The organism is Paenibacillus sp. EKM206P, from assembly GCF_011066155.1.
GTDB classification, from domain to species: domain Bacteria; phylum Bacillota; class Bacilli; order Paenibacillales; family Paenibacillaceae; genus Paenibacillus; species Paenibacillus polymyxa_D.
The window spans coordinates 511585-533473 of sequence record NZ_JAAMNQ010000003.1 but is presented as its reverse complement, the minus strand read 5'-3'; the positions used below and the strand labels follow the sequence as shown (position 1 = coordinate 533473).

General features: G+C 46.1%; 22 protein-coding genes and 1 riboswitch. Of the genes, 21 read left to right on the top strand and 1 reads right to left on the bottom strand.

The window, feature by feature from the left end; genetic code table 11:
* Positions 1 to 44: 44 nt before the first annotated feature.
* The 20 genes from G9G53_RS09215 to ytfJ all read left to right on the top strand — a co-directional run bounded on the left by G9G53_RS09215 (position 45) and on the right by ytfJ (position 19588).
* Positions 45 to 1691 carry a glycosyl hydrolase family 28-related protein gene (locus tag G9G53_RS09215; protein ID WP_029517292.1) on the top strand — a complete coding sequence of 549 codons (1647 nt, stop codon included), beginning with the start codon at positions 45 to 47 and terminating at the stop codon, positions 1689 to 1691.
* Positions 1692 to 1905: 214 nt separating this feature from the next.
* Positions 1906 to 3099 carry a D-alanyl-D-alanine carboxypeptidase family protein gene (locus G9G53_RS09210; RefSeq protein ID WP_029517293.1) on the top strand — a complete coding sequence of 398 codons (1194 nt, stop codon included), beginning with the start codon at positions 1906 to 1908 and terminating at the stop codon, positions 3097 to 3099.
* Between the two features lie 96 nt (positions 3100 to 3195).
* Entirely contained in the window at positions 3196 to 3549 is a 354-nt protein-coding gene (gene spoIIAA, locus G9G53_RS09205) for an anti-sigma F factor antagonist (protein ID WP_013310782.1), read from the top strand.
* Positions 3546 to 4001 carry an anti-sigma F factor gene (gene spoIIAB, locus G9G53_RS09200; RefSeq protein ID WP_029517294.1) on the top strand — a complete coding sequence of 152 codons (456 nt, stop codon included), beginning with the start codon at positions 3546 to 3548 and terminating at the stop codon, positions 3999 to 4001. Before spoIIAA ends, spoIIAB begins: the two co-directional genes overlap by 4 nt.
* Before the next feature lie 11 nt (positions 4002 to 4012).
* Entirely contained in the window at positions 4013 to 4768 is a 756-nt protein-coding gene (gene sigF, locus G9G53_RS09195; RefSeq protein ID WP_023989213.1) for an RNA polymerase sporulation sigma factor SigF, read from the top strand.
* 176 nt (positions 4769 to 4944) lie between these two features.
* Entirely contained in the window at positions 4945 to 5598 is a 654-nt protein-coding gene (locus G9G53_RS09190) for a stage V sporulation protein AA (RefSeq protein ID WP_029517295.1), read from the top strand.
* On the top strand, positions 5595 to 6017 hold the full coding sequence (locus G9G53_RS09185) for a stage V sporulation protein AB (RefSeq protein WP_029517296.1): 423 nt from the start codon (positions 5595 to 5597) through the stop codon (positions 6015 to 6017). Before G9G53_RS09190 ends, G9G53_RS09185 begins: the two co-directional genes overlap by 4 nt.
* A gap of 26 nt (positions 6018 to 6043) precedes the next feature.
* The gene (locus G9G53_RS09180; protein WP_029517297.1) at positions 6044 to 7738 is read left to right on the top strand and encodes a spore germination protein; all 1695 of its coding nucleotides are present in this window, start codon (positions 6044 to 6046) and stop codon (positions 7736 to 7738) included.
* 110 nt (positions 7739 to 7848) lie between these two features.
* On the top strand, positions 7849 to 9216 hold the full coding sequence (gene lysA, locus G9G53_RS09175; RefSeq protein ID WP_069012713.1) for a diaminopimelate decarboxylase: 1368 nt from the start codon (positions 7849 to 7851) through the stop codon (positions 9214 to 9216).
* Positions 9217 to 9379: 163 nt separating this feature from the next.
* Positions 9380 to 9814, top strand: a complete 435-nt coding sequence (locus G9G53_RS09170) for a peptidylprolyl isomerase (RefSeq protein WP_013310775.1) — start codon at positions 9380 to 9382, stop codon at positions 9812 to 9814.
* 252 nt (positions 9815 to 10066) lie between these two features.
* The gene (locus G9G53_RS09165) at positions 10067 to 11080 is read left to right on the top strand and encodes a 2-oxoacid:acceptor oxidoreductase family protein (RefSeq protein WP_029517299.1); all 1014 of its coding nucleotides are present in this window, start codon (positions 10067 to 10069) and stop codon (positions 11078 to 11080) included.
* Positions 11080 to 13368 carry a thiamine pyrophosphate-dependent enzyme gene (locus tag G9G53_RS09160; protein WP_165147036.1) on the top strand — a complete coding sequence of 763 codons (2289 nt, stop codon included), beginning with the start codon at positions 11080 to 11082 and terminating at the stop codon, positions 13366 to 13368. Before G9G53_RS09165 ends, G9G53_RS09160 begins: the two co-directional genes overlap by 1 nt.
* A 219-nt stretch (positions 13369 to 13587) precedes the next feature.
* Entirely contained in the window at positions 13588 to 14052 is a 465-nt protein-coding gene (locus G9G53_RS09155; protein ID WP_029517301.1) for an IDEAL domain-containing protein, read from the top strand.
* A gap of 71 nt (positions 14053 to 14123) precedes the next feature.
* A riboswitch (FMN riboswitch) is annotated at positions 14124 to 14297 on the top strand.
* A gap of 331 nt (positions 14298 to 14628) precedes the next feature.
* Positions 14629 to 15294 (top strand): riboflavin synthase, encoded by a 666-nt coding sequence (gene ribE / locus G9G53_RS09150; protein WP_165147033.1) that lies wholly within the window; start codon positions 14629 to 14631, stop codon positions 15292 to 15294.
* A gap of 60 nt (positions 15295 to 15354) precedes the next feature.
* Entirely contained in the window at positions 15355 to 16038 is a 684-nt protein-coding gene (gene ribB / locus G9G53_RS09145; protein WP_165147030.1) for a 3,4-dihydroxy-2-butanone-4-phosphate synthase, read from the top strand.
* A 30-nt stretch (positions 16039 to 16068) separates the two neighbouring features.
* On the top strand, positions 16069 to 16533 hold the full coding sequence (gene ribH / locus G9G53_RS09140; protein ID WP_023989205.1) for a 6,7-dimethyl-8-ribityllumazine synthase: 465 nt from the start codon (positions 16069 to 16071) through the stop codon (positions 16531 to 16533).
* Between the two features lie 174 nt (positions 16534 to 16707).
* The gene (locus G9G53_RS09135; RefSeq protein ID WP_029517304.1) at positions 16708 to 17502 is read left to right on the top strand and encodes a segregation and condensation protein A; all 795 of its coding nucleotides are present in this window, start codon (positions 16708 to 16710) and stop codon (positions 17500 to 17502) included.
* Positions 17471 to 18082, top strand: a complete 612-nt coding sequence (gene scpB, locus G9G53_RS09130; protein WP_165147027.1) for an SMC-Scp complex subunit ScpB — start codon at positions 17471 to 17473, stop codon at positions 18080 to 18082. The genes G9G53_RS09135 and scpB overlap by 32 nt, the downstream gene beginning before the upstream one ends.
* A gap of 168 nt (positions 18083 to 18250) precedes the next feature.
* On the top strand, positions 18251 to 18964 hold the full coding sequence (locus G9G53_RS09125; protein WP_165147024.1) for a DUF2953 domain-containing protein: 714 nt from the start codon (positions 18251 to 18253) through the stop codon (positions 18962 to 18964).
* A gap of 132 nt (positions 18965 to 19096) precedes the next feature.
* On the top strand, positions 19097 to 19588 hold the full coding sequence (ytfJ, locus tag G9G53_RS09120; protein WP_029517307.1) for a GerW family sporulation protein: 492 nt from the start codon (positions 19097 to 19099) through the stop codon (positions 19586 to 19588).
* A 91-nt stretch (positions 19589 to 19679) separates the two neighbouring features.
* On the opposite strand, the gene G9G53_RS09115 is transcribed toward ytfJ, so the two are convergent.
* Complete coding sequence (locus G9G53_RS09115) at positions 19680 to 20405, bottom strand: protein-glutamine gamma-glutamyltransferase (protein ID WP_165147021.1); 726 nt, start codon at positions 20403 to 20405, stop codon at positions 19680 to 19682.
* 209 nt (positions 20406 to 20614) lie between these two features.
* Between G9G53_RS09115 and G9G53_RS09110 the strand changes: the two genes are divergently transcribed.
* On the top strand, positions 20615 to 21877 hold the full coding sequence (locus G9G53_RS09110; protein WP_165147018.1) for a D-alanyl-D-alanine carboxypeptidase family protein: 1263 nt from the start codon (positions 20615 to 20617) through the stop codon (positions 21875 to 21877).
* The last annotated feature ends 12 nt before the right edge of the window (positions 21878 to 21889 follow it).

The window sequence follows — 21889 nt, the reverse complement described above, 5'->3', positions numbered from 1 at the left end:
GTCAAAGAGGAACTTTTTACGTTTTTAAACATGGGGGTGTTCGGGTGGCGGATCATTTTTTTACAGACCGTTTGAAGTTGAATTTGAGTGGTACGGGCAAAGAGTTAACGCCGCAGCAATTAAATGAAAATTTTAAAACCATTGAAAAAGAATTCATTGAACGCAGTGTAAACGTAAGCTGGTTTGGAACTGCTGGTGATGGTATTCAGGATGATACGGCAGCTTTGCAGGAATTGATTAATAAGACCCCCGATTATTCTATTCTTCACATTCCCAGTGGACGATACAAAATAACCTCTACCCTACAGATTCGCAAGCAGGGTGTACGCATTTTTGGCATTCATAAGGGCAGATACCGACAAGGCAAAGGGGTTACGTCGATTGAATATTATGGTACGGGCCCTTGTTTTCAAATTGGAGATGAAAGTCTACCAACGTTTAGCGGATTTCAAAATGTGCAGTTTCATGACTTATCGATCCGGTACGAGGGGGCTGACAGAGCCACATTAAATAATCCGTTTTCGCAGTCGGTGAAGCGTGGATATTATGGTAAAGGTACTTTGGGTATTCAGGATTGGAAGGGCGGCGGAGTTGCCCTGGATAATGTCCTAATTGAGCATTTCGAAACGGCTTTTTGGGGCTACGAAAGTGATGTCAATTTATTTAAATGCACAGAGATTAATTACAATAAAACAGGGATTCACTTGCAGAATAGAAGTTCACAGTTTACTAGCATAGCGCTTTTTACATTGGGGAACGATACGGCATTGGATCTGAATAGCTCCAACGGGGCTAGATTTTTGGCTAGCCAGCACATTAAGGATGGAAGTTCCAATGATATTCCCATTCTCATTAATGATTTTATGAACGCTGAATTTATAGGCTGCTGGTTTGAGGGACTAAGCAGAGAGCATAAGATGACAGTACCTTCTTTTATTCAAATTGGTGCTACTAAAGAAACCAAAAATGTGGCATTGCGTGACTCCATTTTAGCGATAGCGGATAAATTCAATGATACCCAATCCGTATGTAACTATTTTGTAGATGTGGTCATTGGCAAAAAAGTTTTGGTGGACGAGGTGGGAGGGTATCCCCGTAATCTAAAAAAGCTTATTTCTTTCTCTGGTAGTTCTTCCACACAGCAGGTGACACTTCGCTCACATTTGGATTTTAACTATAACAATAATCGTTATGACGAGAATAATGGGACAGGGCAGGCTTTGCTGCTGGTCGAGAAATACTCGAACAACGGAATTGAGCATTTGGACGAAACCTTTGTTAAAGCCTACCTGGGAGCGAGACAAAATCTTCCGGCAGGTAGTTGGCAGAAGGTGAAGTTCAATCAAATCAACCAGGATGAGCTGATCGAATTCGATGCGGTGAATAGTCGATGGCGAGCCAAGCGAGCTGGGAAATACAGAATACAAGTCTACATTTCGACCGATCCCCAAGTTGATGGAAACCGTACACGGTTAGCACTTCACTTGAATGATGAGCAGCTTGCCGGGAGTTCCGCCTATGCTTATCTCGATGACAGGATAATTGGCGGACTGAACTATAGTGCATTGAGTGGAGCAATGGAACTTAGACTGGAAGCGAATTCTTTTATTGATATACGGGTGTTCAGTCAAAATGCAATGGATATTCTACCAGGTGGAGGTATCACATATCTCACCGTAAGCCGAATTTAAACAATTATTTCACAGACGATAGATGTTCTGTCATTTTAGATATTGGAAAATGCGCACCATGCTGACTCAGCTTGGTGCTATTTGATGTTTTTAGTCATATGGAATATTTTTCTTTCATTCTGACGACAATGGTTAGCAGCACAGCGAATAGGCCGGAGGAGTAAGTAAATAGGCTCCGGTGGTTTACGCCAATATGTTGAGGAGGGAACCGATTGTGAAGAAAAAAGTGGTGGCGTTCATCCTGGCTTGCCTGGTAGCCTTGACTGCCGTCCCTGTCGGCGGTTGGGCCGAAGAAAGCATACCTGATAGCAAAACCAAAGAGGGATCAGCGGCTGAGCTAGCTCCCCAGGCTCTCTCGGCGATCCTGATGGATGCAGATACGGGCACAGTCATCTATGAAAAAAACAGTCGTGAAAAGCTTCCTCCAGCGAGCATCACCAAGATTATGACGATGTTGCTAACAATGGAGGCCATTCAGGATGGCAAGCTTAAGCTGACCGATAAAGTTCGTGCCAGCGAATATGCATCTTCAATGGGGGGCTCGCAAATTTTCTTGGAGCCGGGAGAAGAAATGACGGTCGATGAGATGCTGAAGGGAATTGCGATGGCTTCAGGCAACGACGCCTCTGTGGCGATGGCTGAGAAACTTGCAGGGTCTGAGCAGGCATTTGTTGAGATGATGAACGCCAAGGTGCAGCAACTCGGGCTCAAGGATACGCATTTTGCCAATTGCAACGGTTTACCCGTAGAGAATCACTATTCTTCTGCGCATGATATTGCGGTTATGAGTCGGGAGTTGTTGAAATACCCGCAAATTACGAAATATACGGGAGCCTATCAGGACTATTTGCGTAAGTCCTCAGTCAAGCCCTTTTGGCTGGTGAATACGAATAAACTTGTCCGTTTCTATACTGGAGCAGACGGGCTGAAAACAGGCTATACGGCAGAAGCAAAGTTCTGTCTTTCCGCTACCGCGAAGCGTGATGGCTTGCGTGTCGTGGCTGTCGTGCTCGGGGAGCCAAATACGAAGATACGCAACAATGAAGTGTCTTCCATGTTCGACTATGCATTTTCTCAATATACAATGAAATCCATATACAAGCCGGGTGAATTGCTGGGCAGCGTAAAAGTTGAAAAAGGCGTGTTGCCAGAGCTGAAAATTCAGGCTGATCGTTCTTACAGTGTGCTGGTGAAAAAAGGTGGCAACAAACAAACGTTGCGTCATGAATTGCAACTGGCCCCAAGCCTCAAAGCTCCTGTCCGGGCTGGTGATCCAGTTGGTAAGCTGGTCGTCTATCAGGATGGACAACGGCTTAAGGAGTTTAATATCACTTCGCCTGTGGCTATCGAGAAGGCCGGATGGTGGAAATTGTTTAAACGTACCATGTCGAACCTATTTTCTTTGTAGATTTTACGGGGTTTTCTTCTAGTTTTGTCGGAGGGCAGGAATCGTCTGCGGCTACGTAGAAATCCTTGTCCAAGACCGGGAGGAGAGTGAGCAAGCATGAACCTGCAAATTGAAATGGAGCATCACCGGGGGGTACTGATTGTAAGGCTGTCTGGTGAGCTTGATCACCATACGTCGGACATGGTCCGTATGCAAATGGATGAGGCGATTCAGCGCCGGCAATGCGAGCATATTGTGCTCAGCCTGAAGAATCTTCAGTTTATGGATAGCTCCGGCCTTGGCGTTATCTTGGGACGGTACAAACTGATCAAGCAAAAGGGCGGAAAAATGGCAGTCTGTGATGTCAATCCGCCGGTACACCGACTGCTGGATATGTCAGGGCTGTTCAAAATCATGCCCATTTATGACAACGAGGGAAATGCGCTCACGGAACTGGAGGTAGTGTCATGAGAGAAGGCACGGGTAACAATTTCATGAGCTTGCAGTTTGCTGCAAAATCCGAGAATGAAGCATTTGCTCGTGTGGCTGTCGCGGCCTTTATTTCCAGGCTTGATCCCACAATGGATGAGCTAAGTGATTTGAAAACCGTGGTGTCTGAAGCGGTGACAAACAGTATCATTCACGGCTATGACAGCGACCCGTCAGGTGTCGTAACGATTAGAGTCGGGATTGAAGCGGACGTGATCACGTTGGTTGTTGAGGACGCAGGCCGAGGAATTGAGGATCTAGAACTCGCCAAGCAGCCTTTATATACGTCCAAACCTGAATTGGAACGCTCCGGCATGGGCTTTACAATTATGGAAAATTTCATGGATGAGTTTGAAGCAGTCAGTGAGCCGGGCGGAGGCACGTCGGTCCGGATGAAGAAAAGGATTGAATCCAAGAAAGCTTTATATAATTAGGAGTTGATCCTATGGAAGCAGGAGGAAAAAAAACTTCGCACAGCTATTTAGAGGATGCGGAAGTCAAGCGGCTTATTGCATTGAGTCAATCCGGTGATAATGAGGCTCGTGAGACACTGGTCAATAGTAATATCCGGCTCGTCTGGTCTGTCGTGCAGCGCTTTATGAACCGGGGGTATGAACCTGACGATCTTTTTCAAATTGGTTGCATTGGCTTGTTAAAATCGGTGGATAAATTCGATCTCAGCTACGAAGTCAAATTTTCAACATATGCAGTACCGATGATTATCGGTGAGATTCAACGGTTCTTGCGTGATGACGGTACACTCAAGGTTAGCCGTTCCTTGAAGGAAACGGCCAATAAGGTCCGCAAAATGAAGGACGAGCTATCCAAACGGCTCAACCGCCTGCCTACAGTCAAGGAAGTTGCTGATGAGCTGGGAGTGACGCCAGAGGACGTTGTTTTTGCGCAGGAGGCCAATAAGCCGCCTACTTCAATTCACGAAACGGTGTTCGAAAATGACGGTGATCCGATTACACTTATGGATCAGATTGCTGACGAATCCCAGGAAAGATGGTTTGACAAGCTGGCACTCAATGAGGCCATTGGCGGACTATCTGAGCGGGAGCGGTTGATTGTGTACCTGCGCTATTACCGGGATCAGACGCAATCAGAGGTTGCAAGTCGGCTTGGTATTTCTCAGGTGCAGGTATCACGGCTGGAAAAAAAGATTTTACAACTGATCCGCGATCAGATTGCCCAATAATAACAGTCAGGATCTTAGTGAAATCCTTATGCTTACGTATCTTTAAAGGGTATTCCAAAGCCATTTTAATGGTCAGGGGTACTCTTTTTTGCGTGGGATAAAAGACAATACACAGAATAGGTTTCCTTGCTTCGTTCCATACTAACTGATAATTACGAGGATAAGGAGGGGATCGGATGACTCATACTCCGGCTCCTACAGTAGCTCCTATTGTCTACTTGCGGCTCCGCAGCCGTGTCCGCATGATACAAGGACAGGATTTACATTTGGGTGATGTAGCCAATTTGCTGACTAATCCTGAATGGGAAAAGGAACTGCTTGAGCTTGTTCTCAAGCGGCCGCAGCACCAGGACGGTAATCTGATACTGATAGATATGCTGCAGATCATAGCAAAAATTAGAGATCATATTCCGGGGGTCGTAGTTGAATCTCTTGGGAAGCCGCATGTACTTGTCGAACTCGTGGAGAAACCCCGTAAGCCGTCCAAAATACTGTTTGTTTTGGTATGGGTGCTTCTGTTTTTTGGCTCTGCGCTGACAATTATGAATTTTCATGCCGACGTTAGCATGATGGAAGTACAGGTTCGGATTGTGGAGATGATTACGGGACATAAGGATGAGCATCCGTACCTGTTTCAAATTGCTTACTCAATCGGCATCGGCTTTGGCATGATCGTTTTTTTTAATCACTTGTTCAAGAAAAATTGGAACGAGGAGCCGACACCGCTGGAGGTGGAAATGTATCTGTACCAGGAAAATGTGGATCAGTATGTTGTGGCAGAGGAATATGAAAAGATGGCCCGTCTGCAGACAAAGGCTAAGAAACCATGATATTTGTACAGGCTGCACTTCAGATTATTTTAGGTATTGCTGGGGGCCTTGCGGTGGGTAGCGGTGTAATTGCTTTTTTTATTGTGCTGGATATCATGCCGCGATTAGCTCAACTCACCCGTACGTATAAAAAATCACGTGCATACGAAAAAGCAATGATTATAGGTTCAGTGCTGGGGACTGTGGTCGATTTTTGGAACATTTGCTTGCCACTACCGGGCATATTTACATGGATACCTGGGCTATTTTGCGGAGTGTTTATTGGTTTGCTCGCCGCGGCTTTAACGGAGGTATTAAATCTCCTGCCTATACTCGCCAAGCGACTCCACATGACCGTGTATATGCTCGGTCTGCTAATGGCAATGGTGCTTGGTAAGGTGACGGGTTCCTTATTTGACTGGTTTGTATACAACCGTTAACAACGAAAGCGAAGGGGACAAGGAATATGGATCACAGAGCGGATCAAGAGCATCGGGAGCAGCATCAAGAAGACGGGGTAATCGGAAGGGAATATCATACTGGCGAAGAAAAGTTGAGTCCATGGCAGGAAAAGCAGGCGCAGGAATCTGCACGTTTTAAACACAAAAAAGAGAGTGAGCGATCTGATAACGTAGAGGAGTCCGTTCGCTACTGGCAGGCCGAAGATAATATATCGCCGAGGATGAAGGATAACAAGAATACACTTGAAACAGTATTAGGTTTGGGGGAGACCTTTGATGTCGTATTCAGGGAAATGACACTGGGAGGGCGTCATACTGGATATCTGTTCCTGAATACCTTTGCGAAGGATCAAATTATGCTTGAAGTGCTAAAGCGGCTCACCTATCTGACGCCGGATAATCTCTCTTCCGATGGACTACAAGCGTATTTCGAAAACTTTATTCCACATATTCAGGTGGAGAAGACAGATAAGATGTCAGTCGTCATTAACAAGGTACTGACGGGGATGAGTGCCTTTTTCATGGAAGGTGAACGTTTTTCCCTTATTCTGGATACCCGTAATTATCCGGTGCGTAGTCCAGAGGAACCCTCTTTGGAGCGGGTTGTGCGCGGTGCCCGCGACGGGTTTACTGAAACAATGCTTACAAATGTAGGTCTGGTACGCCGGCGTTTGCGGGACCCAGGACTTAAATTTGAGGCTATGCAGGTCGGACGCCGAACTCGAACGGACGTATGCTTGGGCTATATTGACGATATTGTAGATAAGGTGATGGTGGATACTGTACGAGACAAAATTAAAAATGTTAATTTGGATGGTATTCCGCTGGCCGATAAGCAATTAGAGGAGACGATTATCAATAAAGGTTGGAATCCATATCCATTAGTACGATATTCGGAGCGACCAGATGTCGTGGCATCGCATATTATGGAAGGGAGACTCGTTATTTTCGTAGATACCTCACCCAGCGTGATGATCTTGCCTACCACTTTTTTTGACTTGTGTCAGCATGCAGAAGAAAATCGGCAAACCGCTTTTATGGGAAGTTATTTGCGGTGGGTACGTTTTTTAGGCATATTCGCCTCAATGTTTCTGCTTCCGATGTGGCTGCTAATGGTCATCAATCCCGAATTAAAACCAGCTTTTCTTGATTTTATTGGTCCTCAAAAGGAAGCACATCTTCCGCTGATTGCACAGTTTATCATCGTGGAACTAGGGGTCGATCTCATGCGAATGGCGGCTGTGCATACTCCGACACCACTGGCTTCCGCTATGGGCTTGATCGCAGCCATTCTGGTCGGTGATATAGCGGTTAAGACGGGACTTTTCGTGAATGAGGTCGTGCTGTATATGGCTGTCGCTGCCATAGGAATGTTCGCAACACCGAGCTACGAGCTGGGGCTGGCAAATAGACTGATTCGACTATTCCTGCTGGTTGCTGTTGCGATTTTTCACGTACCGGGCTTTGTCGTGGGTACGACACTGATCATTTTGATGCTGACGCTGCATCGGTCATATAATTCTTCGTATTTGTGGCCGTTCATTCCTTTTAATGCCAAAGCGTTAGCTTCCATCTTGTTCCGTATGCCTGTACTAGATGCGGCTAACCGCCCGTCATCTAACAAAACGAGGGACAATACGCGTATGCCCCATACGGATGCCGACACAGATTCGAACTCAGGCAATGGACAGGAGCATTAATATAAATGATCTGCATAAAAATCCATTGTTCTTGATGTTTTTTTTGCTATACTGGTGTAAACATTCGATGGAATATGACTAGCTTGTTCCAGAAAGAGAGGCGCCAGAACATGTATTTGCATGGAAGCAGTAAAATTAACAGCAATGGACATTTGGAGATCGGCGGTTGTGATACAACGCTTTTGAAAGAGCGTTTTGGCACGCCGCTATATATTGTTGACGAACAGTTAGTCCGCCGGCGTTGCCGGGAATTCATAGAAGCTTTTCGTGAAACTGGATTGAAGTTTCAAGTTGCTTATGCAAGCAAAGCGTTTTGTGTTATGGCGATGTGCGCTTTAGCTGCTGAAGAAGGGATGTCGCTTGACGTTGTTTCCAGTGGAGAATTATTTACTGCGCTACAAGCAGGGTTCCCGGCAGAACGAATCCATTTTCACGGCAATAACAAAACACCGGAAGAAATTGAAATGGCGTTAGATGCGCAAATTGGTTGCTTCGTCGTCGATAGCGAAATGGAGTTGCATTTGTTGCAGGCCCTTGCCTCTGAGAAGGAACAGCAGGTGAATATCTTACTGCGGGTTACACCAGGGGTTGAGGCGCACACGCATGAATATATGGCCACAGGTCAAGAAGATTCGAAATTTGGCTTTGACATTGGGAACGGTACAGCACGCCAAGCAGTGGAACAGGCTATCAAGCTAGATCATCTTAACCTGCTGGGGGTACATTCTCATATCGGTTCGCAAATATTCGAAGTGAATGGCTTCCAAATGGCTGCTGAACGGGTTGCAGCTTTTTCCAGAGAAATTAAGGAACAGCTTCAGTTTTCTTTCAAAGTGATTAATCTGGGTGGGGGATTTGGCATTCGCTACACAGAGGAGGACACACCGCTGAAAGTTTCCACCTATGTGCAGGCTATCGGCGAAGCGGTGAAAACTTATTTTTCAGGACTTTACGATGAACTTCCAGAAATTTGGATTGAGCCGGGACGCAGTATTGTAGGCGATTCAGGCACGACCTTATATACGGTAGGAAGCATCAAGGATATTCCGCAAGTACGTAAATATGTTTCGGTAGATGGTGGGATGACAGATAATCCACGCCCTGCACTGTATCAGGCCAAGTATGAAGCGATGCTGGCTAATCGAGCGCAGGATACGAACGAAGAGACGGTGTCCATTGCGGGCAAATGCTGCGAAAGCGGCGATATGCTGATTTGGGATGTAGAGCTGCCTCGTATAAATAGCGGCGACTTGCTCGCTGTTGCCTCAACCGGAGCCTACAATTACTCGATGGCGAGTAATTATAACCGAATACGTCGACCTGCAGTTGTATTTGTCAACAACGGTGAGGCCGAGTTGGTGGTGCGTCGGGAAACCTACGAAGATATCGTACGCAACGATGTTGTGCCACAGCGCTTGGTTCGTGATCAAGCCAGTCCGGCGGTTCAGCCCAACGCCAAGATTACGGTTTCGTCCTGATTTTAACATTGTAAGATCAAGCAGGCCATTGAGTCGGTAATCATATACCGGGGTCAATGGCCCTTTTTTTTTGGACAAGACTTTGCTAAGCGCGGCAATTCATAGTAAACTGGAACTTGATGTTATTTAGTTCTCAAAACAGGTTGAAAAGGAGATACAAACAATGAAAAAAGGTAGAATAGATCTTGAAAACGGCGGTATCGTCGAAATTGACTTTTTCCCAGAAGAAGCTCCAAACACCGTTGCTAACTTTGAAAAGCTGGCAAACAGCGGTTACTACAACGGTTTGAGCTTCCACCGTGTCATTCCTGGCTTTGTTGCTCAAGGTGGTTGTCCGATCGGTAACGGTACAGGCGGTCCTGGTTACACGATTGACTGTGAAACAGCTACGAATACAACAAAGCATGCCAAAGGCGTTCTGTCCATGGCTCATGCAGGTCGCAACACAGGTGGCAGCCAATTCTTTATCTGCTACGCTCCACAACCACATTTAGATGGAGTACATACTGTATTTGGTAAAGTAACCAAAGGTATGGAATTCATTGATGCTGTAAAGCAAGGCGACAAAATGAAAGAGGTTAAAGTATTTGACGTGTAATTTTACCGTTAATTACATGATCTTTTTTTAATAGCGTTGCACCTAAGCCGTTCTGTCTTTGGACAGGGCGGCTTTTGTTGTCTTTTGTTTGACGGTTTATTGATTTTCGCAATCACGTAGGCATTACAGTGCGTAAGATCACATTCGAAAAGTAAGTGTTGTGATAGCCTTTTCATAAGAATGCAATTTCCAATTTTTTTTATATGAGTATTCAAACTCGTTAAGGATTGGAAAAGAAGGGGGCTTATCACATTGTCTATTTTAACGAGCACAAATCGACTCGGATTTTTTGAAATCCGGCTGGAATCCATTGGTGGACTCGGCGCTAATCTGGCTGGCAAAATGTTGGCCGAAACCGGGGTGCTTGGTTTGGGGCTGAATGCTTCAAATTTTTCGTCCTACGGTTCGGAAAAAAAGGGAACTCCGGTTAAAAGTTTCGTCCGTTTCTGTGAGCCAGAAGTCGATATTCGGGATCACAGTCCGATTGAGCAACCGCATGTGGTAGGCATTTTCCATGAAACGTTATACAAAACGGTAAATGTAATCAGCGGACTGCCAGCGGATGGGATTGTAGTGGTTAATTCCACGCGTCCAGCAGAAGAAATACGGGCTGATTTGGGACTGGTATCCGGAACATTAGCGGTGGTGGATGCGATGGGCATCGCACTGGAAGAGCGAACCAAACTAAATACGTCCATGCTCGGTGCCTTGTTCCGTGTCTGTGACTTCCTGGACCCGGAAGCGATGAGATCGGTTATACGCAGTACCTTTGAAAAGAAAAATCCACTGTTAGTGGAACCTAATCTGCGTACGTTTAACCGTGGTTATGATGAAATGGAACTGCACGTATATCCGGTTACTGATGACGCGCAGGATCGGGTTTTTGAACGTCCGCAGCCATTGCTGGGATACGAAACGCAATTACTGGGGGGCGTTATTGCAACTCAGGGAAACAGCATAACGAGAGATGTTAGTGGTTCACGTCAGGGGTATGTGCCTGAATATGAAGTTGATAAATGTACCCATTGTGCCAAGTGTGATTCGATTTGCCCGGATTACTGTTTTGTATGGGAAGAGCAAGCAGACAAACGCGGAAGAATGATGCCATTTTTGCAAGGGATTGATTACCAGTATTGCAAAGGATGTCTGAAATGTGTAGATATTTGCCCATCGGGGGCACTAAGCTCGCGTCGCGAGCAATGGGGATGGGCTGAACAGAATCGAGTTGCCCACCAATTTCCGGTATATGAAGGAGGGCGTGCGTAATGGCAAAACTGGAGGAAGAACTCAAACAGACAGGCGCCGCGCAAGTGACAACGTTCGAATCCGGTAATGAAATGGCAGCAACGGCGGCTGCGCAGATTAATTATCATATGATGGGATATTTCCCGATTACTCCATCTACCGAGGTAGCGCAGTATCTAGATCAGATGAGAACGAGAGGTCAGCATAATATTAAGCTGGTTGCAGCAGACGGAGAACACGGATCGGCAGGGATTTGTTATGGAGCTGCCGCAGCGGGAGCGAGGGTGGTGAACGCCACTAGTTCGCAAGGTTTCCTGTACATGCTGGAGCAGTTACCTGTTCAGTCAGGTACCCGTTTTCCTATGGTTATGAATCTGGTGACACGAGCTGTCAGTGGTCCCCTAGATATTCGCGGAGATCATTCGGATCTGTACTATGGTTTGAATACAGGCTGGGTCATTTTGACGGCAAGTACACCACAGGCTGTGTATGATATGAACATTATGGCACTAAAAATTGCAGAGCACAGCGATGTTCGGCTGCCTGTAATGGTCGCATATGACGGTTTTTATACGTCCCATCAAAAACGTAAAGTGCAATATTTTGCCGATGCTGAGACCGTGCGTGGTTTTGTAGGTCCTAACCCGAACTTAAATTATCCGAATATTACGGATTTTGATCATCCTGTTACTGTGGGCGCGCATATGAACGGCGATGACTTGACGAATAATCATGTTCAGCTGTCCGAAGCACTGAAGCTGTCAGAAGGAGTATATGAGCAGGTAGCAGCAGAATATGCCGCTTTATCCGGTCGGGAATACCCGATTTTAGATCTGTATCAAATGGAGGATGCTGAGGTTGCGGTATTTCTGTTGAATTCGGCGGCTGAATCGGCCAAGGATGTGGCGGATCAACTCCGCGCGCGCGGAATTAAAGCTGGTGTGATACGTCCGAACATCATCCGACCGTTCCCAGCCGCACAACTGCGGGAAGCATTACGCAATGTCAAGGCGTTGCTGGTAGGTGAGCGTGCAGACTCGTATGGGGCAGACGGCGGTAATTTAACGCATGAAATTAAAGCGGCCTTGCAGGAGGACCCGCTGAATCGGACACTCGTGTTGAGCCGTATCTTTGGCTTGGGCGGCAAAGATTTTTATGCAGAAGATGCAGAGGCGTTCTTCCAGCTTGCAATCGAGGCGGCAGAGGCCGGACGAGTAGAGAAGCCCTTTGATTACTACGGAATTAATTCGGGTTCACCGGACAAGGTGATGCCGCAAGTTATGCAGCCGCCACGTGGTAATGATTACCGTACGGGTCTGATTCAGGTTACGCCGGACGAGGAGACCGGGAAGCTCAAGGTCAAGGTACCCCCTTTGCGGTCGTTGACAACCAAACCACGGCGTCTTTCACCAGGCCACGGAGCTTGTCCAGGATGTGGGGCATTGTCTGCGCTGGAACTGTTTTTCAAAGGTATTGAAGGGGATATTGTCGTGCTGTTCCAGACAGGCTGCGTATATGTGACGACGACAGGGTATCCATATACATCACACAAACAACCGATGATCCACAATCTTTTTCAAAACGGGGCCGCTACCCTTTCAGGAGCGCTAGAAGCTTACATGGAAATGAAACGGCGTAATGAAATTGAGATGTCGGACGATCCGACCTTTATCATGATTAGTGGTGACGGTGGGATGGATATTGGTATGGGTTCTGCGATTGGTGCGGCTCTGCGTAATCATAAGCTAATCATGCTGGAATATGATAACGAGGGGTACATGAATACAGGTTCACAGCAATCTTACTCCACTCCGCTCGGTCACATGACCAGTACGTCGGGTGTAGGTAAAATGCAAAAAGGAAAGCAAGGGCATCACAAGGATACCGTGCAAATCATGGCTGCTTGTAACATTCCGTATGCTTTTACCGCTGCTGAAAGTCATCCGCAGGATATGCTGCGTAAAGCAGCCAAGGCTCAATGGTATGCAAACAACGTGGGTACGGCCTATGGTAAAATCCTGTGCGCCTGTCCGCTGAATTGGAAATCCGAAGACAGACTGGGTACCAGCATTGTGGGCGCCGCAGTCGAGTCCTGTTTCTTTCCTTTGTACGAAATAGAGCAAGGCAGTACGACGATTACGTACAATCCGGAGGACAAAGGAAAACGAATTCCAGCTGCTGAATGGCTGAAATTAATGGGTAAAACGAAGCATCTTATTAAGGAGGAGGCTACGCTGGCGACCTTTGAACAGGAGATTGAGCGTCGCTGGACTATCCTGAAAAAGAAACATGAAATTTCAGAGCTATAATCCTGTTTTTTGCATAATCATCGATTAACATTGTTAGCCGCTGTTACTGTAGTGGCTCGATCAAGATTCTTTGCGCTTATTGCGCAAAGAATCTTTTTTGTCGTTTATGGGTTGAAGCATAAAAAAACAGGTAATGATTTCCGATATAGGAGTGGAGGCCTATAAGAGGCACGTTAAAAAGTTTTCTTCTGAATTTTAAGATGCAATGAGGTGCAGGTAATGATTAAGCTGAATACAGTTGAAATAATCGAAATTATAAAGAAACAGATCCCTAAGGTTATGAACATCAAGCCAGTGGAACTCAAGTTTACGGATGATTTTGGACGGACCTCGCTGGCAGCGACAGAACACAAATTTACGCTGACGAACCAGCATTATTCTGCCAAGGTGATGGATTGCGTGTTAGAAACACAAGTACGCCCCATTTTAATGTGCGAAATTATTTATTTTCTAAAATGCGAGTTTATTGACGGACATGTTGATGTACGACTGGATTATGAAGCATGTTCTGAGGAAGGGCGAGGACCGGTTGCTTCAGCCGTAATTACCTTTGATCATGCAACAGAGCTGGGAGTCGAGGAACTGGCCGATCTGATTGACTTGGCGCTTCATATGAACGATAAAACCTGGTTTGAAGAACTCTCCAGCCAATATGTCAAAACCAAAGCAGGAGCTTCTATTTGATAACTTGCTTTTTTTAGAAGTCGGTGCTAATATACGTAACAAGTTTAATGTTAATTCAATTAAATAAGAGCAAGATCCTTCGGGGCGGGGCGAAATTCCCCACCGGCGGTGATGACATGTTTGTGGATCGTTTTTGTGAGAAACAGCATGGCTTAGTCCGTGACCCGGATGCTGAATGATCAGCAGAAGGTGGACCTGGTGCAAATCCGGGACCGACAGTATAGTCTGGATGGGAGAAGGATACGAAGCGCATGTGCATGACGTGACATGTGCCGATTTTTAGCATACCCAATTGTGCGTACGGCTTATTTCGTTGTAGGACAGCATCGGGCGATAGCTTGCTTAAGCTTTCTTTTTGATGGGTGTTCTGAGCGTATTTGGTTGTATACTCAGTCATGCTTTCTATTGGCAAACCTATGATTTCATGTCGTCTTAAGATGCAAATGAACTGCGCTTGTATACTACAAATGTGACTCTCATCACCCCCATGACGGATTGAATCCGAACTGGGGTTTTTTTGCGCTTATAGCTGATGAATTAGGGATAAACTGAGATGTAGTGGAAAGGAGTGAAGGCATGTTTACCGGATTGGTCGAGGAAGTGGGTCGTATTCAAACCATTTCCAAAAGCGGTGAAGCGATGGTGCTGGGGATTTCGGGTTCCGTGGTGTTGGGCGATTTAAAAATAGGAGACAGTGTCTCAGTGAATGGCGTTTGCCTGACGGCGATACAGATCGGTACGAAAGACTTTAAGGTTGATGTGATGCCGGAAACCTTTCGTAGCACTAATCTGAAAGAGTTGAGATCCGGCAGCCGAGTCAATCTGGAGCGAGCGATGGCGGCGAGTGGAAGGTTCGGAGGACATATCGTGCAAGGACATGTGGACGGGACGGGAACGATTCGCGGGGTGACATCAGACCAGAATGCAGTGGTGTTCGAAATTGAGCCTAAAAATCAAACATTATTTAAATATATTCTTCTCAAAGGGTCAATCACAATTGATGGTATAAGCCTCACAGTCGCACAGCGTACGGGAGATACCTTTGCCGTATCCATTATTCCCCACACCTTATCCGAAACGGCCTTACAAGCCAAACGTGAGGGGGATACCGTCAATATCGAATGCGATATTTTGGGCAAATATGTAGAACAGCTTTTAGATTACAGAGGTGCAGCGGAGGCGGAGAGAGTAGAAAAAACTCCTCTCAGTTTGGACTATTTGGCGAAACACGGCTTTGCCTGATATTGAATGGTAAGCCTGTTTAGGAGCATTCGTGGCACAAGACATAAGGAGGAAAGTGTTATGGATAGAGGTAGCCAAACAAGTGCAATGGCAAACGTCATAGAGCATGGCGAGTTGGAACATGACGAAGAGATTCGTTTGGATTCCATCGAAGAAGCGTTGGAGGACTTAAAAAACGGTAAGGTCGTCATTGTAGTGGATGATGAACAGCGAGAAAATGAAGGCGATTTTATCGCTTTGGCTGAAAAAGCGTCGCCTGAGGTCATTAATTTCATGATTACAGAAGGTCGCGGGTTGGTCTGTGTGCCGATCACACGACAAAGAGCCGAGGCCTTGGAATTGCATCCTATGGTAGAGCAAAATACAGATTTCCACGGTACTGCCTTTACGGTATCGGTAGATCATATGGAGACAACAACGGGGATTTCAGCGGCCGAGCGTTCCTTGACTGTACGCGCCTTGGCAGACGAAGCAGTCACAGGAAGTGATTTCCGCAAGCCTGGTCACATGTTCCCGCTGATTGCTCGCGATGGGGGTGTCTTGCAGCGTGCTGGTCACACGGAGGCGGCTGTTGATCTGGCTCGACTCAGTGGCTTCAAGCCTGCTGGAGTCATTTGTGAAATTATAAAGGAAGATGGCTCAATGGCCCGCCTGCCTGATCTGGCATTGGTCGCTAAGCGACATCAATTGAAGCTGATCAGTATTCAGCATTTGGTGGACTACCGTCGTCGTTTGTCATTGTAAATAATTTAAATTAAGAGAGGTTGATTAATTATGGCACGTTTTCTAGAAGGTAATCTTGTATCGAACGGTTTAAAATATGGTATTGTGGTGGGCAGATTTAATGAGTTTATTACGAGCAAGCTGTTAAGCGGTGCAATTGACGCACTTCAACGACATGGTGCACAGGAAGATGAAATTGATGTAGCCTGGGTTCCGGGTGCATTTGAAATTTCACTAATTGCGCAAAAAATGGCTGCAAGCGGCAAATATGATGCCGTAATTACGCTGGGTACGGTCATCCGTGGTTCTACTTCACATTATGATATCGTCTGCAATGAAGTGGCCAAGGGTGTGGCAGCGAGCAGCCTAAAAACGGGAGTACCTGTTATTTTTGGGGTAGTGACTACAGAAAACATTGAACAGGCTATTGAACGAGCAGGTACGAAGGCTGGTAATAAAGGTTGGGATTCAGCACTGGCTGCGATTGAAATGGCCAATCTCGGCAAGCAATTTTAATGATAGGAATAGCTGAATAGAACGGTATAAACTGCAAGGGGAAAAAAGGGATTGGATTGTTAAGCAAGGCGATGACGTATATACTACAGAAAGAGGGATTGATAACGCAGAGCATAAGTGCTATAGGGAAAGGTATTGTTGAATGATGATTGGAGTAAGGCAGGGGGAAGCACATTGACAGTCGTAAACTACAAGCTGGAAACATTCGAGGGTCCGCTGGATCTACTGTTGCATCTGATTGATAAAGCCGAAATCGACATTCAGGATATCCCGATTAGCGATATTACTGATCAGTATATGGCTTTTTTGCACAGTATGCAGGAGCTGGAACTGGACATTACGAGCGAGTTTCTGGTGATGGCGGCGACGCTCTTATCCATTAAGAGTAAATTGTTGCTTCCCAAGCCACCTGTGATGGAATATGACGATTTGGATTTTTATGAGGAAGAGGATTATGATCCACGTGAGGAACTGGTCCGCAAGCTGGTGGAGTATCGTAAATATAAAGGGATTGCTCGCCATCTAAGTGAACGTGAGTGGGAGCGGAGTCTAATTTATGGCAAAGAGCCAGAAGATCTGAGTGCATTCCTGCCCACTGAACCCGTAAATCCGGTGCATGGGCTGCATGCAAGCGATTTGGTCGCAGCCTTTCAGCGTGCTTTGCGCAAAGCAGAACGACGTACGACGGTAACCCGTGTTCATCGGGACGAAATTTCAGTCAAGGACCGTATCCGGCAAGTTATCGGGGCTTTAGAGATGGTGGGGAATGGAGGACGGCTGCTGTTCTCCAAGCTGATGCATGAGGATATGTATCGGCATGAAGTGGTTGTGACCTTTTTGGCTATCCTTGAACTGATGAAAATGAAGCAAATTTTCTGTTATCAGGAGAAGCTTTTCGATGATATTGTAATGGAGTGGAGAGGGGATTTACGGGTTAATGGATTATCTGAAGCTGAAATCAATTATTGAGGGACTGCTGTTTCTAGCAGGAGAGGAAGGGTTGTCCACCAAGCAGATCGCCGACATTGTAGAGCAGCAGCAAGAGCTGGTTGAACAGTGCCTGGAAGATATGAAGCAGGACATGGAGCAGGGGGGAAGAGGCCTGCAACTTGTCCGTATTGCCGGTCATTATCAGCTTGCAACTTTATCCGAACATGCACCTTACTTTGAAAAGCTCGCATACTCTCCGGCACGTGCGTCACTGTCTCAAGCTGCTTTGGAGACGCTGGCCATTGTGGCCTACCGCCAGCCCATTACAAGAGTTGAAATCGAAGAGATTCGGGGGGTTAAATCCGAGCGGGCCATACATACACTGGTCAACAAGGAGCTCATTGAAGAGAAAGGTCGAGCTGAAGCCATCGGACGGCCGATATTGTACGGAACGACGAAATCATTTTTGGATTATTTCGGTCTGGGCTCTCTGGCAGATCTACCGCAACCGGAGCTGTTCGAGAATTCGGACAATTTGGAGGAAGAGACTCAATTATTGTTCGAGCGTCTGGAGAGTAGCCAGCCTGCGGCCAACGATCTAGATCTTGAATTCCAATAAAGTTGCTCCGGATCTTGCGGCTCACTTATGTAAAAGTTCAAACAGACAGCCAGTCCTCATATCGTTGGGGGCTGGCTGTTGGTATTTTAAGATGCATGATTTTCCGGCGAACGGTCATACTATTTTTGCCATGATATTCTATAGCAAAAAGGTAGGGAGGACACGCCAGTGTGGAAATGGATCAGTATCGCCATCATCGTCGTTATATTACTTGTACTGGCAGTTCTGCTCTCTCGTATTCGTTTGAAGCTGAATATTGCCAAACATGACAATGATGATCGGGCGCATCTAGAGATCAGATTTCTATACGGGATGATAAAAATGAATTACGATGTGCCGGCCATTCTCATAACAGGGTTGAAAAAAGGGCTTCTCTATCGGCTAGATCGCAACAAAAACATACATAAAACGGATGCTTCCGTGGATAGCGGTAATATTGATACAGTAAAAATCAAGCAATTTATACATGATATACGGGTTTTGCTCAAGGGAACGAAATCCTTTAATAAATGGTTGCGACATACATTGGCACATGTGACGATGTCCAAAGTGGAATGGTCTACCAACATTAGTCTTGCTGACGCGGCATATACAGCTACCTCAACTGGTATTTTGTGGGGATTAAAAACAACCTTGATCGGTTATGCTTCAAGCTTTGTACGCATGGATTGTACCCCTAAGCTGTATGTTGTGCCCTATTGGGTGGATCGCTTGCGTTTTACCACCACTTTGAACTGTGAAGCAAACGTATCGCTCGGCTATTTAATGTTCTCCATGCTCATCTTATCTTACCGCATATGGCGCGTTCCGGGTGGACCGGAGGCATGGAAATGGGTTTTTTTCAAAAAAAATGCGGCGGATCGTCAAGCTAACAATGAATGATAAACAGTGGAGAGAGGTGAGACTCAATCCTTTCTGAACTATCGAATGACATACATATTTCCTTGAACCCCTGCGCACAATAGCGAAAGAAAAGGCAGTCTACGCTTGAGATAAGCAGAGGAGGAATAAATCATGTCAGATCACCCGATTCAAGGGCTCATGCAAACCGCAATGGAAAACATCAAAGCCATGGTAGACGTGAATACGATTGTAGGAGACGCAGTGGAAACACCCGATGGTTCTGTTATTTTGCCAATCAGTAAGGTGGGATTTGGTTTCGCTGCCGGGGGAAGTGATTTTAACGTAGACGAAGAGGCACTTCATACTTCTTCGGCGTCGGGTAATCATAGCGGGAAGGAAGGGCATCCTTTTGGAGGCGGTAGCGGTGGTGGTGTATCTATTCATCCCATTGCTTTTCTGGTTGTTGGCAAACAGGGGGCACAAATCGTTCCATTGGACAATCAAACGCATCTGATTGAGAAGCTGATTGACTCCACGCCATACCTGATTGATAAGGTTCAGTCTATCTTCCGGAATTCAGGCGGCGACTTGCAGACTCCCCCCCCACAGGTACCTGTAGATGTTGCTACGGATCACAGTAATTCTGGCCCGGCTTACTTGTAAAAGTTATTGAAATTAAAAGCATTCTCTCAGGAAGGTATCCCAAAGCCGAGTATAGGCTAAGGAATACCTTCTTTTCTGCTTGTACTTGGGCCTATCCCCGAATAAACTGCCTTCCCCCAATGACAGCATGTATTTGGTGACAGTATTCCAGTTGATACAAAGTATGCAGCGAGGAGATTTCATTTTTTCGATTTCCTTCGGCAGCAAACTGCGATAGGTAGATGAAGTCCGGATAGATCACTTCATCCGTCAAATAAGCAGATACCGTGGCTTCCGGTCGACGATGTTGATTCAGGGAATCGATAATACCCTTCGCCGGCAAGATGCCAATCCCATGTCCATAAAACAAGTCTTCCTTCAGCTTAACGACATTTTCTCCTTTCCATTCTAATGTTTCAGGCGACACATCCGGATTGTTGAAATACAGAATATCGCCAGGAGCCGCTTTATGACTTCCTTCCTGCTGTATGAGCCTGAGGTCGCTGTCATAGTGCCAGTCATACAGCAGCATATCTGCAAAAATCCGATTAAACTCACTTTCCAGAATGGAATCCAGCACTCCTTTGTACAGCACAATAACCATAGCTGTTGCACATTCAAAAGCGTATTGATGTCCGTTTAAAAAGATATCTCTGATGCCTTGGGCTGGTGTGACACCTGCTTTGATCTGAAAGCCACCTTTTTCCGTTAAATTCCAAAATTGCGGGTTGCAACGTGCGGTAGCAAAAGTGGCAAAGGATACACCGCTTCGATGCAATGCTTCTGCGGACTCTACAATCCGCGATCTTAAAATCATTTCAAACTGTAGTCGCTGCATGTTATAACCCCTCGATCCATATTTAACGTTTAGTAACTAATATATATGTGCTCAGGAGGGCATGTTGCTTGGTTTGTGTAGAAAGAAAGCCAAAAAGGAGCAGCTAATGGCTAGTCCTGTAAAGGAATTTTCTGTTATAAAGGTGGACATACTTTGAACAGCTTGGACATAGAATGGTACAAGACTTGTTTAAAACCGGAGGAATCCAAATGTTTAAAAAAAAGCAACACATTCACGCGGACCACAGCCATTTCTTGAATAAGGCACGCGCATTTGTTTTGCCGCTGGTACTACTGCTTATTTTATCATTGCCGCTTACGTTGCTAAGTCCGCAGTCCGTTCGGGGAGCGATAAAAACAGAAGTAGCGCCGCCCGCATTAGGAACCCATGCACAGGCTGCTTCTTTAATTGATGTCACATCAGGAAGAATCATTTATTCTACCGAAGGTGACCGGGAGCTACGTATTGCCAGCCTGACCAAAATTATGACAGCGATCGTGGCTATTGAACATGGACGCTTGCAGGACCGGGTAAAGGTGAGCCCAACCGCGTATGCCAAAGAAGGGTCCTCGCTTTTTCTGCAAATGGGTGAACAAATGTCATTGGAAAATATGCTGTACGGCTTAATGCTCCGTTCTGGTAATGATGCCGCTTCTGCCATTGCTGAGCATGTGGGGGGGACAGAAGAGGGATTTGTTCATTTGATGAACGACAAGGCGGTTCAGCTTGGGCTAAGCCATACACATTTTGCTAATCCGCACGGGCTGGATGCCGAGGGACATTATTCCTCAGCCAATGATATGGCCCGGCTTACTGCTTATGCGCTGCATAATCCAACTTTTGCCCGTATCGTAAAAACAGAATTAAAAAAAGCACCGAATCCCAACGATTCTTGGGATTACTCATGGCACAATAAAAACAAAATGCTGCGGCTGTATGACGGAGCTGATGGGGTGAAAACAGGCTTTACCAAAAAAGCGTTTCGCTGTCTGGTCAGTTCGGCTACACGGGACGGTCGTCAGCTCGCTGCTGTTACCTTGAATGACGGGGACGATTGGAACGATCATGCCCGTATGCTTGATTACGGATTCCGATATTATCCGCTCATTCCGATTACGGACAAGCAGCAACCTATCGATGGTTACCCACTATTAACAGGTACAAGCTTTGCCTATCCTTTACATGATGGCGAGAAAACCCAGTTGCACAAAAGACTGGTGTTGTATAAAAATTCCGCTTCTGCCGATAGAGCGGACGTATCTTTTGGCTTACGAGGACGGGTTGAATTCCTTTTGGAAGGTAAACTTATCGGTTCTGTTCCTGTGTATGCAAAAGGTAGTAAGCTGCCTGCTCAAAATACCGTACAGCCACAGAAGGAGACTCCAACTGCACAGGAACCTGCGAACAATACTCAGCAACGAGGTTGGACGAGCAGATGGAACGAAATCCTTAAAAATTTGTTTGGAGCATAGGGCAACCAGGAA

Excerpts from the sequence above, each read along its gene's own strand:
- spoIIAA (WP_013310782.1), top strand. The coding sequence starts at position 3,196 with ATGAACCTGCAAATTGAAATGGAGCATCACCGGGGGGTACTGATTGTA.
- G9G53_RS09155 (WP_029517301.1), top strand. The coding sequence starts at position 13,588 with ATGATTAAGCTGAATACAGTTGAAATAATCGAAATTATAAAGAAACAG.
- G9G53_RS09110 (WP_165147018.1), top strand. The coding sequence starts at position 20,615 with ATGTTTAAAAAAAAGCAACACATTCACGCGGACCACAGCCATTTCTTG.
- scpB (WP_165147027.1), top strand. The coding sequence starts at position 17,471 with ATGGATTATCTGAAGCTGAAATCAATTATTGAGGGACTGCTGTTTCTA.
- G9G53_RS09180 (WP_029517297.1), top strand. The coding sequence starts at position 6,044 with ATGGATCACAGAGCGGATCAAGAGCATCGGGAGCAGCATCAAGAAGAC.
- ribE (WP_165147033.1), top strand. The coding sequence starts at position 14,629 with ATGTTTACCGGATTGGTCGAGGAAGTGGGTCGTATTCAAACCATTTCC.
- spoIIAB (WP_029517294.1), top strand. The coding sequence starts at position 3,546 with ATGAGAGAAGGCACGGGTAACAATTTCATGAGCTTGCAGTTTGCTGCA.
- ribB (WP_165147030.1), top strand. The coding sequence starts at position 15,355 with ATGGATAGAGGTAGCCAAACAAGTGCAATGGCAAACGTCATAGAGCAT.
- G9G53_RS09115 (WP_165147021.1), bottom strand. The coding sequence starts at position 20,405 with ATGCAGCGACTACAGTTTGAAATGATTTTAAGATCGCGGATTGTAGAG.
- lysA (WP_069012713.1), top strand. The coding sequence starts at position 7,849 with ATGTATTTGCATGGAAGCAGTAAAATTAACAGCAATGGACATTTGGAG.
- ribH (WP_023989205.1), top strand. The coding sequence starts at position 16,069 with ATGGCACGTTTTCTAGAAGGTAATCTTGTATCGAACGGTTTAAAATAT.
- ytfJ (WP_029517307.1), top strand. The coding sequence starts at position 19,097 with ATGTCAGATCACCCGATTCAAGGGCTCATGCAAACCGCAATGGAAAAC.
- G9G53_RS09170 (WP_013310775.1), top strand. The coding sequence starts at position 9,380 with ATGAAAAAAGGTAGAATAGATCTTGAAAACGGCGGTATCGTCGAAATT.
- G9G53_RS09190 (WP_029517295.1), top strand. The coding sequence starts at position 4,945 with ATGACTCATACTCCGGCTCCTACAGTAGCTCCTATTGTCTACTTGCGG.
- G9G53_RS09160 (WP_165147036.1), top strand. The coding sequence starts at position 11,080 with ATGGCAAAACTGGAGGAAGAACTCAAACAGACAGGCGCCGCGCAAGTG.
- sigF (WP_023989213.1), top strand. The coding sequence starts at position 4,013 with ATGGAAGCAGGAGGAAAAAAAACTTCGCACAGCTATTTAGAGGATGCG.
- G9G53_RS09185 (WP_029517296.1), top strand. The coding sequence starts at position 5,595 with ATGATATTTGTACAGGCTGCACTTCAGATTATTTTAGGTATTGCTGGG.